14 protein-coding genes are annotated in these 14,746 nt (G+C 38.3%); all 14 read right to left on the bottom strand.

Features of this window, described 5'->3' with window-relative positions:
- Positions 1-178 precede the first annotated feature (178 nt).
- A complete protein-coding gene (locus BK585_RS01595; RefSeq protein ID WP_078551391.1) occupies positions 179-1,039 on the bottom strand; it encodes a hypothetical protein in 861 nt (286 codons plus the stop codon).
- Positions 1,036-2,142, bottom strand: coding sequence for a hypothetical protein (locus BK585_RS01590; RefSeq protein WP_078551390.1), 1,107 nt, complete (start codon positions 2,140-2,142; stop codon positions 1,036-1,038). The genes BK585_RS01595 and BK585_RS01590 overlap by 4 nt, the downstream gene beginning before the upstream one ends.
- Positions 2,142-2,564 (bottom strand): anti-sigma factor family protein, encoded by a 423-nt coding sequence (locus tag BK585_RS01585; protein WP_078551389.1) that lies wholly within the window; start codon positions 2,562-2,564, stop codon positions 2,142-2,144. Before BK585_RS01585 ends, BK585_RS01590 begins: the two co-directional genes overlap by 1 nt.
- Positions 2,561-3,028, bottom strand: coding sequence for a sigma-70 family RNA polymerase sigma factor (locus tag BK585_RS01580; protein WP_342744315.1), 468 nt, complete (start codon positions 3,026-3,028; stop codon positions 2,561-2,563). The genes BK585_RS01585 and BK585_RS01580 overlap by 4 nt, the downstream gene beginning before the upstream one ends.
- A gap of 320 nt (positions 3,029-3,348) precedes the next feature.
- Positions 3,349-3,552 (bottom strand): hypothetical protein, encoded by a 204-nt coding sequence (locus BK585_RS01575; RefSeq protein WP_078551387.1) that lies wholly within the window; start codon positions 3,550-3,552, stop codon positions 3,349-3,351.
- A gap of 118 nt (positions 3,553-3,670) precedes the next feature.
- Positions 3,671-4,561, bottom strand: a complete 891-nt coding sequence (locus BK585_RS01570; RefSeq protein ID WP_078551386.1) for a diacylglycerol kinase — start codon at positions 4,559-4,561, stop codon at positions 3,671-3,673.
- A 130-nt stretch (positions 4,562-4,691) separates the two neighbouring features.
- A complete protein-coding gene (locus tag BK585_RS01565) occupies positions 4,692-5,168 on the bottom strand; it encodes an LptM family lipoprotein (RefSeq protein ID WP_078551385.1) in 477 nt (158 codons plus the stop codon).
- Positions 5,169-5,357: 189 nt separating this feature from the next.
- The gene (locus BK585_RS01560; protein ID WP_078551384.1) at positions 5,358-6,092 is read right to left on the bottom strand and encodes a BsuPI-related putative proteinase inhibitor; all 735 of its coding nucleotides are present in this window, start codon (positions 6,090-6,092) and stop codon (positions 5,358-5,360) included.
- Positions 6,093-6,233: 141 nt separating this feature from the next.
- Complete coding sequence (gene gatB / locus BK585_RS01555) at positions 6,234-7,664, bottom strand: Asp-tRNA(Asn)/Glu-tRNA(Gln) amidotransferase subunit GatB (protein ID WP_078551383.1); 1,431 nt, start codon at positions 7,662-7,664, stop codon at positions 6,234-6,236.
- Between the two features lie 12 nt (positions 7,665-7,676).
- The gene (gene gatA, locus BK585_RS01550) at positions 7,677-9,134 is read right to left on the bottom strand and encodes an Asp-tRNA(Asn)/Glu-tRNA(Gln) amidotransferase subunit GatA (RefSeq protein ID WP_078551382.1); all 1,458 of its coding nucleotides are present in this window, start codon (positions 9,132-9,134) and stop codon (positions 7,677-7,679) included.
- A 19-nt stretch (positions 9,135-9,153) separates the two neighbouring features.
- Complete coding sequence (gene gatC, locus BK585_RS01545) at positions 9,154-9,444, bottom strand: Asp-tRNA(Asn)/Glu-tRNA(Gln) amidotransferase subunit GatC (RefSeq protein WP_078551381.1); 291 nt, start codon at positions 9,442-9,444, stop codon at positions 9,154-9,156.
- Positions 9,445-9,625: 181 nt separating this feature from the next.
- The gene (gene putP / locus BK585_RS01540) at positions 9,626-11,119 is read right to left on the bottom strand and encodes a sodium/proline symporter PutP (protein WP_078551380.1); all 1,494 of its coding nucleotides are present in this window, start codon (positions 11,117-11,119) and stop codon (positions 9,626-9,628) included.
- 289 nt (positions 11,120-11,408) lie between these two features.
- A complete protein-coding gene (locus BK585_RS01535) occupies positions 11,409-12,578 on the bottom strand; it encodes a CamS family sex pheromone protein (RefSeq protein WP_078551379.1) in 1,170 nt (389 codons plus the stop codon).
- Between the two features lie 152 nt (positions 12,579-12,730).
- Positions 12,731-14,746 (bottom strand): NAD-dependent DNA ligase LigA, encoded by a 2,016-nt coding sequence (ligA, locus tag BK585_RS01530; RefSeq protein WP_078551378.1) that lies wholly within the window; start codon positions 14,744-14,746, stop codon positions 12,731-12,733.

Here is a 14,746-nt window from a genome sequence, read left to right as displayed (position 1 = left end):
TAAATCACACTTTTGTGTTGAAACATGCCCAAAAACAAATATGTTCGATGAATATTCACAATTAAATCGTTTCTGTTTCAAAAAATCTTCATTTAAGTGTAATACAGTTTATTTTAAGTTGAAATTAATTTCAGACACAAAAAAAGACAAACACAATAAGTGTTTGTCACGTTACTATTTACTTTTTCCCAGTAGATACAAAGTCTACATAATTACTGTTATATACAACAATACGATATGTACCCTCTCCTGTTTCATACAGTTTTTGTAGTTCTTCACCTTCGTCCATACGCGAAGTAAGAGATACATCGCTTGTCTCATCAAGGTATATCATGACATCCTCGCTTTGCCATACACTCCACTCATTTTGAAGCTGACCTGGGAACAAATCAACAGTACCATGGGTATTCCGAATTTCTACTTTCAGCGTATTTGGGACAACAATGGTTGGTGTCATACTTGAATAGGTCGAGAACACACCAATTTTTCGCGGTAATTCTTTTAAAGTCACATATAATGTATCTCCGCTCTTAACTAGTGAAATAAAATCCTCTTGCGTAATCGCATTCTCTTCTTCTACCATTTGAGTTCGGTACGTCCCAAACACTTTTAATTGTTGTGTCGTTCCACTTTCAATGTGAACGTGCTGCTGTTTTACATCCAGTACAATTCTCTCAATTGAAGGTCCGAGGTTTTCGTTCACTTCAGGTAGTGTATATGTTTTTTCATGTGCAGCAACGGCCGCTTTTACTTCTGGTAAAATTCCAGACATTGATAAAAGCATAAATGATAAAGCAACAGTCCCTATAATGCCAATAAAGAATATACTAAGAAAATCATATTTTAAAATAGGCTGTTCTTGTTTGGAAAGAAATAAATAAACCAATATTTCAATTCCAAGCACAATACACAACAAAGGCCACCACGATATTAATATTTGGTATATATCAAAACCCTGCCATTGCGATACAAATAGTACGATTCCTAATAAAATGAGTGAAGCACTCATTGAAACAGTTCCTACTCTCCATGTTCTCATGCTTCTTCCACTCCCTTGCTTTTTTTGCTACCAAGCATTAATTTAATACCGCCACCAACTAACAGGAGGCACACTATTGTAGTTTGAAAATAATTATAGTAATAATAGGACAGCTTGATTTGAAGCGCATCTTCAATGAATGGCATAAAACCATGTAACAGTACTTGGTCAAAGAAGTAATAGAGTCCTACTAAAAGTAACCCTATCCCAATCCAACGTTGGTGATTCACAAAATAAGAAACTAACGGTTTATCTTCCACAGGCTCCACCCCATACTTGGCGCTTTTTTGCATAGCATCAAAAATACTATAAAACCAGATTAACGGTATGATGAAAAGAAATAATGAAATTCGCAAAACATCTATTATATAAATTGCAAATAAAAAGGCTGCCATCAGCTGTAGACCTCTTCGTTGTAAACCAAGATACATGTGCCCCAGTCCAGGAATCACAGCTAATAACGTAGTCACCGCTTTACTTTTACGTCCTTCTTCTCTACCTTTTTCAAAATCCTCAAGTATTGTTTTATCTTCTAATTCAATACCTTCATCTTTTTTCTTCAATAACTGCATCACATCAAAGATATTGTAAATCCAGAGTATGGGAACAAGTCCAAGAAAAACGATAAATCCATCTGTCCTTGTAAGCATTGTGACGAAGAAAATCATCGTAATCAATCCAAAAAAACCAACTAAAAACGGAAGACCTCTGTTCATTAACCCTAAATGAAAGTGACCAAGCCCTGGAATTAATGATAATAAAATCGTGTTGAAACGTTCGTTACCTTGACTTTTCCTTGTGGTATCCTTGTCCTCCTCTTGATGGTATTGCCCTTGATGGTGTTGCCCTTGAAGTTGATGATTATGGCGAATCAGGTAAATGACCATGTCAACGATACTCACTCCCCAAAAGAAAAAACCAATCATCGCAAGTATTATAAAATCTCCAAAAATCACATAAGAGAGTGTAACAGCTAGCGCAATACTTCCAAAGAAAGAACCACTATAAAATAACGCTCTTCCCAATTTATTCAAGTAAAGAAATCCCGCACCTGGGATAAAAGATAACACGAATGCGAGTAATGGATTTTTTTGTCCGTTCATTATTGTCCCTCCTTATTTTTTTCAATTATTCTTAAAATAGATATCTGTTCAATTAAGCTCTTTGAGATTGACACTTCTTCTTCATAGTCAAGTTGTTTGGTTGGAACGATAGACACAACTGCCTGAAATGCACCAGAGGCCATTAAGATAATCGTTGCCACTGCAGCAATGGCATAATGAATCAACTGTTGTTTTTGAGATGGTTGTTTTCTTTTTACTGGCACTTTTAAAAGGATTGATTCTGTCCATTCAGCTGACACTTGTAATTGCGGGCCATGATTGGATTGTTTTTCAAGAGCCTCTAAGTAGTGTTCCAAACATAAATCGCAACTGTACATATGTTGTTCTAGGTTCTCTCTCTCATTTTCAGGGAGAGTGTTGTTAATATACTTCAACCAAGTTTCTTTGTTGTGATGACTCATGAAAACTCATCCTCCTTCCAATGGGCTTTTAACCATTTCCTTGCTCGGTATAGCTTCGTTTCTACTGTCTTCACTTCTAGTTGTTGTTCTCTTGCAATTTGTTCATATGTTTTTTCTTTTATGTAAAAGGCTACTATGACATCTCGATAGTTTTGGGGAACATCTTGAAGTCGCCTTTGGACAAGTTGTTGCTTCTCTTTTGTAACATATTCTTCTTCTAGATTAATAGGTGACACTTCTGTATCAACTACTTCGGTTACTACTGGAACTTTTTTTCGCTTTACATCAATAGAATAATTGATCGCAATACGGGTAGCCCATGTCTTAAATCCTTTGCCACTATACTGGGGGAGAGCATAGTAGATTTTTACAAAAATCTCTTGTGTGGCATCCTCAGCATCTTTTCCGTTCCTTAGAACACTGAAAGCCGTCTGATAGATATGATTTTTATATTGCTCTACAATGATTCGAAACGATTGTTCATGCCCAGCTATTGCCTTGTCGATTAGCTGTTTTTCAATAATAGCCTCTCCCCCCTTTCTGTCTTCATAACTATAGACGAATGTAAATCTAGAAAACCCTACACCTTTTCAAAAAATAAAAAGGGGCTGGGACAGAATTAACTAAAACATCTGCACTGGCTTCACTCGCCACAAAGCCCGTTGTGAGAAACCCACTCACAACGGGCTTTTAAAAGAAGGTGGCGGTTTCGCTCATTGCATAGAGGGTGAGACAAAAGGTTAATAACAACCTTTTGTCTCACCCTCTCCAAAATACCTCTTTGTTAAAGTTCCTCTTTCTTGCTCATTTTCCTTTTTTCTTTACTAGTTACTATTAGAAAATACAAACCTGTTAAGACTGCCAATACAGTAATATATAATGATAGTCGAAACAGCTCTGCATCTATAAAAAATGTATCACCCATCAGAAAAAAACCAAATATAACGACTAACATTGATATCACAATGCCAATATAGTTCCTACGCATGACATATGCACTCTCCTTATATCTATTACCTATTAGACGTTACTTATTAGAATTGGTTTCAGACATTCAACCTTAAGTAAGACGTTTGGAATCTAGTAACCAAACGTCTTTTAATCGGCTATTTCTTTTTTGGTGCAAGCATTTGAAAGTGATGATATAAATTAACAAATTCAACCGGGAGAAGTCCACCGTATTCTCCGTCTAAATTTAACTGCATGTCTCCTTCTACCTGGACCTTTATGCGATTGGCTTGAATGTACATCACCTTTTCATGATTAATGTGTTCTCCGCGTAAAGCTCTACTTCCAATCATAATAAACTCCGGAAACGACGTTTTCTTCACAAGAAGCAGATCAAACATTCCATCACTAAGAGAGGCATTTGGTGCAAGTCGTTCGAATCCACCTACTGAATTCGTATTGCAAATTAAGAACATCATAATTTCCCCTTCAAAAAGCTTCCCATCATACTCAATGCGTACCTGAGTTGGAGCAATTGTTGGGAGTTTTTCAAAGCCTTTTACATAATAAGCAAGTTGTCCCATCAACGTTTTGTGTTTGCTTGGAACTTCATACGTCAATTCAGTTAACGTACCTCCTGCAGCAATATTTACAAAATACTGCTGGCCTGCTTTCCCAATATCAACAGGAACCGTATGACCCGCACATAAAATATCGCAGGCTTCTTCTATTTCTCTCGGTATGTTCAACGCTCGAGCAAAGTCATTTGTCGTTCCAGCCGGCAATAACCCTAACATAGGTCGGTATTCTTGCTCGGCTAAGCCGTTAACCACTTCAAAAATGGTGCCATCCCCACCTGCAGCAATAACGAGGTCATATCCTCTCTCACAAGCTGCTCTAGCCGCTTTAGTAGCACAGCCCTCCCCTGTTGTTGCGTGTGCAGAAGCTTCGTAACCTACTTTTTCTAAGCGTTCTAGTATATAAGGCAATTGCTTTCTCATTTGTTCTCGACCCGATGTTGGGTTGTAAATGATACGCGCTCGCTTCATTGTATATCTCCTACTTTTTTCAATATTCTTCCACTCATTTTTATGTTCATTGTAACGTAAATTTCCCTAATTTACTAGTAAATAAACATGTACTATTATGTAATCATATGTCGCTTGGACTATTATATGTTCATTCTTCTTCTATTGTAAGGATAGCCGAAACAGGAACTTTAATATTTGGAGAAAAATCATCGTTTAGTGAAAAATTAGCAATAATTGAAAATTCATAAGTACCTGGAACTAAGTCTCTTAGTTTAATGTCATCAAATGTAACCGAGTGTGCTTCGTTTTGAGCGAGAGTCGTTGTAAGAAGTGGCAGGTTCATTGGACTAGTATATTCAAAATCCCCGTCTTGTTGTACAATCTCATAATGAAAAATCTCCCCTCCATGATAAATCATTTGCTCTGCTTTTTCCCCCACATATGTTAATGTAGCATTGACTTCTAGGTGTTGGTCCACGATAAGCTCTATTGTTGTGATATATTCTTCAACTTGATTGGTTTCCTCAATATGTATTACATTGTCCTGCATCACTTCTTTTTGCCCACATGCCCCAATGACTGTTATTGCTACTATCCATAAAATACCCAATCTTATTTTTTTCATGATATCCCTCCTTACATATATAGACGAAAATTTTTCATGATACCCCTCTATATATAGACGAAATATCTAAAGAAATCGTTTCAGAAATAATTATATGTTGTCTTTCCCTCTTTTTTTCAGAGCCACGAAGCTAATTGATATCATAAAAAACAACCCCTAAGCAAAGGAGTTGTTTTTTATGTGTGTTCATTATTCAATAGGTTGAATATTTGTTAGATGGCGTTGTCCGTCTTCTTCAAAATAACTAATTGATACTTTTTGGTCATCATCCATCATCTCTATAAGGTCTTTCACATTTTCCTCAAGACGGTAGGCAACTGGAGTTCCATCTTCACTTGTAATTTCTACAGAATTGCTGTCAATTTGACCAACATAGTGACCTGTTTCTGTCACTGTTTCTTTGTCAACAACGACTTCTATTTCCGTTTTTACATCTTCCCCAAGCTCTTCAGCAACAGGCCAAATTGCAAGCGTGTACGTGCCTTTTCCTAGTGTCGTTAAACTATCGATATCAACATCAACTACATACTCTTCACCAGGGGCAAGTGTCTTCTCAGACATCATCATTAGGAACATTTTATCCATTGAATACGTATATAGGTGGTTTCCTTCACTATCAGAAATCGTGTACTCATATTCTTGAGAACTTGTATATGTTAACTGCACTTCTTCATCGCTGGTATTTTTTAATTTTAACTGGTACGTCCCGTTAACTTCCTCAATGGACACAGAAACTTGTTCAGCACTCACATCTTCTCCTCCTTCTGGCTCTCCTTCAGGTTCTCCTTCAGGCTCAGTCACAGCAGGCTCTTCATCGGGTTGATTTCCTCCACCGACTTGATTGTTTACCTCGTCTGTTCCGCAAGCTGCTATTAAAAGTGATGCAAGTAATGTCATTAATAATAATTTCAAAGATTGTTTCATAGTATGGTCCTCCCTAGATTTATTGGTGTTCTATAGAGTAAGACGTCTTAATAATAAAAAGGTTACAAATAATTATCATTATCGGAAAAAAAGCTGTAAAACAGAGGAACTAGAACTCTATTCTACAGCATATTTTATTTATTATCGCTTATTAATTTCTTCCATTATTAATTTATTCACAAGTGGTGGATTTGCTTTTCCCTTCGTTTCCTTCATTATTTGGCCTACAAGGAAACCAACCGCTTTTTGTTTACCTGCTTTAAAGTCCTCAATCGACTGAGGATTTTTGTCTAATGTTTCATTGACAATTTTCAGCAGTTCACCTTCATCAGAAATTTGTACAAGACCTTTTTCTTTTACAATTGCTTCAGGATCTCCACCATTTTCAATCAGTTCTTTAAATACTGATTTAGCTATTTTTGATGAAATGGTTCCTTTTTCAATAAGCGAAATGAGACCAGCAAGTGCTTGTGGCGTCAAAGGAATATCATGAATTTCCTTGTTATTTGCATTTACATAACCTGACACTTCTCCCATGACCCAGTTAGATGCTTGTTTCGGGTCAGCTCCAGCTTCGACTGCCGCTTCAAAAAAGTCAGACATTTCTTTTGTTAACGTTAATACAGTGGCATCATATGCTGGTAAGCCAAGCTCTTCAACATAACGCGCCTTTCTGGCATCTGGAAGGTCTGGAATCTCCGCACGAATTTTGTTTTTCCACTCTTCATCGATATATAACTCTACTAAATCTGGCTCTGGGAAGTAACGATAATCGTCAGATCCTTCTTTTACACGCATTAATAACGTTTCACCTGTTGATTCATCAAAACGACGCGTTTCCTGTTCGATGATACCACCTGAACGAAGAACTTCTGCTTGGCGAATTTCTTCATGTTCTAGGCCTCTTCGAACAAAGTTAAATGAATTTAAATTTTTCAATTCTGTTTTCGTCCCGAATTCTTCTTGCCCAACCGGACGAAGGGAAATATTCGCATCACAACGAAGCGATCCTTCTTCCATTTTACAATCGGAAACTCCAGTATATTGAATAATCGCTTTTAGCTTTTCTAAATATGCATACGCTTCAGCAGGTGTACGGATGTCCGGCTCAGATACAATTTCAATTAACGGTGTTCCTTGACGGTTAAAATCAACTAGTGAATATCCATTTGATGTATGCGTTAATTTCCCTGCATCTTCTTCCATATGAACACGCGTAATTCCGATTCGTTTTTTATATCCGTCTACTTCGATTTCGATCCAGCCGTTTTCCCCAATCGGTTTATCAAATTGAGATATTTGATATGCTTTTGGATTATCCGGGTAAAAATAGTTTTTGCGGTCAAACTTCGTTTCGGTGGCAACTTCACAGTTCAATGCCATAGAAGCTTTCATCGCGTATTCTACTGCTTTTTTATTTAATACAGGCAATACTCCAGGATATCCCAAGTCAATTACTGTTGTATTTGAATTAGGCTTGTCCCCAAACTGGTTAGGACTTGCTGAAAATATCTTTGATTCTGTTTTTAACTCAACATGGACTTCAAGTCCAATGACCGTTTCAAATTCCATTGCTCTCACCCCTTACAATGTTGGTTTTTGTTTATGGAAGTCTGTAGCTTGCTCATACGCATGAGCGACACGATAGACTGTACCTTCGTCAAAATGCTTTCCAATAATTTGCAAGCCTAGTGGCAACCCATCTGCAAATCCACACGGAACTGAAATCCCTGGAACGCCAGCAAGGTTAACTGGAATGGTTAAAATATCATTAGCATACATTGTCAACGGGTCATCTAGCTTTTCACCAACTTTAAATGCAGGCGTAGGAGCTGTTGGCCCAATAATGACATCATAGTTTTCAAATACGTTCTCAAAGTCTTGCTTAATTAATGTACGTACTTTTTGCGCTTTCTTGTAGTACGCATCATAATACCCTGAGCTTAATGCGAATGTACCAAGCATAATACGACGCTTTACTTCGTCTCCAAACCCTTCTGCTCGTGTCTGCTTGTACATATCAATTAAATTATCTGCGTTATCTGAACGGTAACCGTAACGGACTCCGTCAAAGCGTGCAAGGTTCGCTGAAGCTTCAGATGATGATAATAGATAATAAGTCGCTAATCCATACTTAGAGTGAGGTAACGACACTTCATCCCATGTCGCGCCTAAGCCTTCAAGAACTTTTAGCGCATCCATAACAGACTTCTTTACATCATCACGAACACCTTCTGCAAGGTATTCCTTTGGTACTGCAATCTTTAAGCCCTTTACATCTCCTGTTAAAGAAGATAGGAAATCAGGTACTTCCACATCAGCTGACGTTCCATCCATTGGGTCAACACCTGAAATGGCTTGAAGTAAAAATGCATTGTCTTCTACATTTCTCGTAATTGGTCCAATTTGGTCTAATGACGAAGCAAATGCAACTAGACCAAAACGAGAAACTCGTCCATATGTAGGTTTTAATCCAACAACACCACAATATGAGGCAGGCTGACGAATAGAACCACCTGTATCTGAACCTAATGTAAATGGAACTTCTCCTGCAGCAACTGCAGCAGCGGAACCACCACTTGATCCTCCTGGAACATGATCTAAGTTCCATGGATTTCTTGTAACAGCTAATGCTGAGTTTTCAGTAGAAGACCCCATCGCAAACTCGTCCATGTTTACTTTTCCGATTGTCACTGTTTCAGCACTTTGAAGTTTTTCGACGACAGTTGCATTATAAATGGGGTCAAAGTTCTCTAAGATGCGACTTCCACATGTCGTTCGAAGATTTTTTGTAACGATGTTATCCTTCACACCAATCGGCATTCCAAATAGTAAGCCATATTGGTCTTTTGTTCCAATGGCTTCGTCTAGTTGTTTCGCGTAGTTTCTTGCTCGCTCTTCGTCTAGCGTTAAAAACGCTTTAACTTTATCATCTACAGCTGATATTCTTGTATAAGATTCATTCACTAAATCCGTGACTGAGATTTCTTTTTTATGTAATTTATCATGTATCTCTGTTATTTTATAATCAAATAAAGACATTCCTAGTTTTCCTCCTTTCTTATTCAATAATGGTAGGGACGCTAAACTGGCCTTCTTCTTGGTCAGGAGCATTTTTTAATACTTCTTCTACAGGTAACCCTTTACCAGCCTTGTCCTCGCGTAATACATTTTTCATATCAAGCACATGAGATGTTGGCTTTACATTTTCGACATCAAGCTCATTTAATTCTTCTGCAAATGAGATGATAGCATCTAGTTGTTGTGTAAATTTTTCCGCCTCTTCTTCTGTGATTGCTAATCTTGCTAAATGTGCAACATGCTTAACTTGTTCTACTGAAATTCGTGACATTCCATTCACCTCCACGTTTCGTACCAATTCACAATAAATTGATAATACCAAATTACGTACTAATAGGCAACAAAGCCCAATGTTATGCGGATCAATCTCATTCGATTTTATAATATAGTTGTGAAAATAAGAAAAGGGGACCTACAAGGTAAAAATCACCTTACTAAGTCACCCTTATCTATTATATCTCGTTATTCTTCACTTGTTCAAATTCTGCTTGAATTTCGCCAGATGGCTCTCTTCCTAATAAACTAACAACTATTATAAAGAGCGTAGCTAAGATGAAACCAGGTACAATCTCATAAAGTGTAAACAACGTTACATTTTTATAATTCTCAGCAAGAATAGACCAGATTATAACGGTCGCTCCACCAACTACCATACCTGCGATCGCACCATTTCTTGTCATTCGCTTCCAGAATAGAGAAAGGATAATGACTGGACCGAAGGCAGCACCAAATCCAGCCCATGCATAGCCAACTAGGTCTAGCACTGTATTTTCAGGGTTGGTCGCCATTAAAGTAGCAAGTAATGCGATTAGTAGCACTCCAATTCGACCTACCCAAATTAATTCCTTATCTGATGCCTTTTTTCGAATGATCCCTTTATAGAAATCCTCTGCTAATGCACTCGAAGAAACGAGTAGCTGTGAATCAATTGTACTCATAATTGCTGCTAATATGGCCGCTAGTAAAAATCCAGCCACCCATGGATTAAATAACACTTGGGTAAATACAATAAACACGGTTTCACGCGCTTCTGCAGAAATCACTTCTCCCGGACCGTTTACAGAGAAAAAGGCAATAGCCACAAATCCTGTAAAAATAGCACCAAAAAGAGCGACAACCATCCACGTCATTCCGATAAATCTCGCTTTTGGAATCTCTTTCGTTGATTTCACCGCCATAAAACGAGTTAAAATGTGAGGCTGACCAAAGTATCCAAGCCCCCATGCTAACAATGAAATAACTCCAATCAACGTCGCTCCTGTAAAAGCATCTAGATATACTGGGTCAATGGCTCCAACCGCATCAATGGTTGCACCCCAACCACCAATTTCAGAAATCGCTACGACTGGCACAATGATTAAAGCCAATAACATTAAAATCCCTTGGAAGAAATCCGTCCAGCTGACCGCAAGAAATCCACCTAAAAACGTATATGCAATAATGACAATAGCACCAATCCAAAGTGCCTGTGAATAGTCCATATCAAATGAAGCTTCAAATAACGTGGCCCCTGCGACAAGACCTGAAGAAGTATAAAAAGCAAAAAACAGTAAAATAACTAAAGCAGAAATAATCCTCAAAATCTTTGAATTGTCGCGAAAACGATTCTCAAAATAATCTGGTAGCGTAATTGAATCATCGGCTACTTCAGTATACGTACGTAAACGTGACGCTACAAACTGCCAGTTTAAATAGGCCCCAACGGCTAACCCTACCGCAATCCATATTCCACCCATTCCACTAACATAGATGGCTCCAGGAAGACCAAGTAATAACCAGCTACTCATATCGGAAGCACCTGCACTTAATGCAGCTACACCTCCACCGAGTTTACGTCCTCCTAAAACATAATCAGATAAATTATTTGTAATACGATAGGCAATAATTCCAATAGCTAACATCCCAATTAAATAAACAATGAAGGTTAATAGTGTCGCATTTTCCAAGGGTTACGCTCTCCTTTCTTTTATAAATGATAGAAGTGATAATAAAATCAATAACGGCATCGGAACCCATAATAAAAACCACGTCGCTGCGGTAAGCCCATACTCCATTGTTGTTCACCTCCTTCTTTCTAGTAAGCATATCAGCTGTCATGCTTACTTTAACGTTATTCAATCTAAGAATATATATGTTATGTTATCACAAAAGCACTTGCCGTTTTTTATAGTAAAGTTTCAATTTAATGAGTCTTTTAAAAAGGGCGTGCCACATCATGCAGCAACACCCTTTTCTCTATCGGTATATATGAATAAAAGGAGCTTCATTTGGATCCCTTACGATTAAACTTTCTTGACCAGAAATCGATGTGATATAAACTTGTATTTTTAAATCTTCCGGGAAAATTTGTTGGACTTTATCAGCAACATACTGTGTTAAAGCTACAACTTCTGTTTTCCCATAAAAACGAATTGGAATTTCTATTGTTAATTCTGAGAGTTTTTGATTTTTATAATACCCTTTTCCCACTACCCCAATGAAGTTGTCAAAAAAGCCATTTACTTCTTCATTTAACCGAGCAAATCGTTCCGCATCGTTTCGCTGGTCATTCGTCGCACTACTCGATGGGAATAAATAATAGGATTCATTTATCGCTTGCCAGTCCCCTACAGATTTTCCTGGTTCAGCTATCCCTTTTGAAAAAAATGAACCTGGGATAACGGACTCTCGTTGTTCTTCGCGAAAAAGAGCAACAACAATAGGGATGTCGTTTAATACCCCTTCAGCTCGATTTTGCGCACGCAACCTTGTGACGACTTCATCCGCCATTCGTTGCGCTTCTTTCTCCATTTTTTGTTCATCTATTTCCGTCTCATAAAACCAATAACCACCATCTTCATCAATGACTCTAAAATGATAGACACTGTTCATTGATAGCCCAATCACAACACCCGCTAATTCAAGTTGTCCATTTGAGCCTTCGACTAGATAATTGTGTTCTAAAATATGTGAAAGGTAACGCGGTTGGTCTTCTTCACGTTCTTTCATCGTTTGGCCTTCACCTAACGGGGGATTAAGACCGTTTGGGTTGTTATCATCAGTGCGAATCAGCCAACTATTCAATTCATCTCGACGAATATATTGACCTTCGCGGAAATAGTAGCTATCCGGATCAAAATGCTCTTGAGCAATTCTAGTTAACCCTATTTCTAATTGTTCTAAATCCAAACGATTATGAACAACTGCATCACTAAAGCCACGAGCATGTCCGTGTGTATATTTCCCATCGTATAATACACTTCGATAATAGTTTTCAGGAGTATATACTTCAGGACTTACCTTCACTTCCTGATTTTCTTCCATAACCTCTTCTTCGGATATCTCCTCTTCAGGTTGCACTATTGGGTTACAGCTTGCAAGTACAAAGACCGTAGCAAACAAGAATAGGCCTAGTCGTTTCGTCATTTCGGTCACTCCCCTTCCTATCGATTTATCTCTTTTCTATACATAGGCTTTTATCAAGGGCACTGAAAAAGTTATGTTTTTAGCTTTTTACAGTGCCCTCTTAAAATCAAGAACACTAAAAAGTTGTTTTGTACTTTTTCAGTGGCTTCCTGTTATCCCCTTTTGCCTAATTCCTCTATCAGTTGGTCTTCATCCCACACGGTGATTTCTAATTTTTTCGCCTTGGCAAGCTTAGATCCTGCGTCCACTCCAGCAATCACAATGTCAGTATTTTTACTCACACTGCCTGTTACTTTTCCGCCTAACGCTTCTATTTGTTCGGCAGCTTCATTACGAGACAGCTTCTCTAATTTCCCTGTCAACACAATTGTTTTCCCAGCAAATGCACTATCTATTGCCTCTTGTGCATTAGTCGGTTTAGCCCCTTTATAAGTCAAATTGACACCCAATTCACGAAGCTCATTTATTAATTCTGAAACTTCCTCACTATCAAAATAACTTACGATCGAGTCTGCCATTTTATCTCCAATTTCATGTACATCTGTTAATTCCTCAAAACTAGCTTTTTGTAAAGCTTCCATCGTTTCAAAATGAGCTGCTAACGTTTTGGCAGCTTTTGCTCCAACAAAACGAATTCCAAGTCCAAACAGAAGCCGTTCTAATGAATTTTCCTTAGTCGCTTCAATCGCCTCAAGGAGATTGTCAACGGACTTCTCTCCCATTCTCTCTAACTTAAGGAGCTCTTCTCTCTCTAATTTATAGATGTCAGCAACATCCTCAATCAGTTGATGAGAAAACAATTGAGCTATCACTTTTTCTCCTAAGCCATCAATGTTCATTGCGTTTCGGGAGACAAAATGAATTAATCCCTCACGAATTTGTGCCGGACATTTTGGATTAATGCACCGAAGTGCCACTTCTCCTTCTAGACGGACGAGTTCACTTTCACATTCTGGACAATGCGTTGGCATGTTGAACTCCTGCTCAATCCCAGTCCGAAGTTTTGGTAATACATTAACCACTTCAGGAATGATATCTCCCGCTTTTTTGATAACGACCGAATCACCAATTTTAATATCTTTTTCGCGAATTAAATCTTCGTTATGAAGTGACGCTCTTTTGACTGTCGTTCCCGCTACAATGACTGGTTCGAGGAGGGCTGTTGGTGTGATTGCTCCTGTTCGACCAACAGTGAGTTCAATTCCAATCAGCTTTGTTACAACTTCCTCAGCAGGAAACTTATACGCAATGGCCCATCTTGGACTCTTCGCTGTAAAACCTAATGCTTTTTGCTGCGAAAGAGAGTCTAATTTAATGACAATGCCATCAATTTCATAAGGCAATGCAGTCCTTTTTTCAAGCCAGCTGTGAATGTATTCAATGACCTCATCAATATTCTCGCAATACTGGCTTTCCTCATTGACCTTAAAACCTAATGTTCGCAAATAAGCTAAGCCTTCATGATGAGAATCAAGAGTTTTTCCTTTTAATAAACCAATTCCATAAAGAAAAATATCTAAATTTCGCTTTGCAGCAATCTTTGGATCGAGTTGACGGAGTGAGCCGGCGGCCGCATTTCGAGGATTGGCAAACTTCTCCTCACCGGCTTGTTCTTTTGCTTGGTTTAACGCTTCAAACGACCGTTTTGGCATGAATGCTTCGCCACGCACTTCAATATCCACAGCTTCTTTTAATCGTAGTGGAATTGAACCAATCGTTTTTAAATTTTGCGTGATATCCTCACCAGTCGTTCCATCACCGCGAGTTGCTCCACGAACAAAACGACCATTCTCATATCGCAACGAAATCGCTAAGCCATCAATTTTTAACTCACAACTATAACTCGGCTCTCCCTCAATTCCTTGACGAATGCGCCGATCAAAGTCTCGCAGATCATCATCATTAAAAGCATTACCTAAGCTCAACATTGGAACTTCATGCTCCACTTTCACAAAATGCGGTAGTGGAATTCCACCGACACGGACAGAAGGAGAATCTTCACTCATCAACTCTGGAAACTCTCCTTCAAGAGAAATTAACTCTTGAAGAAGTTGGTCATACTCAGCATCTGAGACGAGGGGTTGGTCTAATACATAATAATGATATCCATATTCCTCGAGAAGCTCTCTAAGTTTTACAATTCGCTGTTCAGCTTGATTTCTATCCAT

It is taken from the genome of Bacillus alkalicellulosilyticus, from assembly GCF_002019795.1.
In the GTDB taxonomy this organism is placed as follows: domain Bacteria; phylum Bacillota; class Bacilli; order Bacillales; family Bacillaceae_F; genus Bacillus_AO; species Bacillus_AO alkalicellulosilyticum.
Note: the sequence above shows the minus strand (reverse complement) of the source record. Positions and strands in the feature narration are given on the sequence as shown.

Coding starts and splice junctions, on each gene's coding strand:
- BK585_RS01595 (WP_078551391.1), bottom strand. CDS start 1,039: ATGAGAACATGGAGAGTAGGAACTGTTTCAATGAGTGCTTCACTCATT.
- BK585_RS01590 (WP_078551390.1), bottom strand. CDS start 2,142: ATGAACGGACAAAAAAATCCATTACTCGCATTCGTGTTATCTTTTATC.
- BK585_RS01585 (WP_078551389.1), bottom strand. CDS start 2,564: ATGAGTCATCACAACAAAGAAACTTGGTTGAAGTATATTAACAACACT.
- BK585_RS01575 (WP_078551387.1), bottom strand. CDS start 3,552: ATGCGTAGGAACTATATTGGCATTGTGATATCAATGTTAGTCGTTATA.
- BK585_RS01570 (WP_078551386.1), bottom strand. CDS start 4,561: ATGAAGCGAGCGCGTATCATTTACAACCCAACATCGGGTCGAGAACAA.
- BK585_RS01565 (WP_078551385.1), bottom strand. CDS start 5,168: ATGAAAAAAATAAGATTGGGTATTTTATGGATAGTAGCAATAACAGTC.
- BK585_RS01560 (WP_078551384.1), bottom strand. CDS start 6,092: ATGAAACAATCTTTGAAATTATTATTAATGACATTACTTGCATCACTT.
- gatB (WP_078551383.1), bottom strand. CDS start 7,664: ATGGAATTTGAAACGGTCATTGGACTTGAAGTCCATGTTGAGTTAAAA.
- gatA (WP_078551382.1), bottom strand. CDS start 9,134: ATGTCTTTATTTGATTATAAAATAACAGAGATACATGATAAATTACAT.
- gatC (WP_078551381.1), bottom strand. CDS start 9,444: ATGTCACGAATTTCAGTAGAACAAGTTAAGCATGTTGCACATTTAGCA.
- BK585_RS01535 (WP_078551379.1), bottom strand. CDS start 12,578: ATGACGAAACGACTAGGCCTATTCTTGTTTGCTACGGTCTTTGTACTT.
- ligA (WP_078551378.1), bottom strand. CDS start 14,746: ATGGATAGAAATCAAGCTGAACAGCGAATTGTAAAACTTAGAGAGCTT.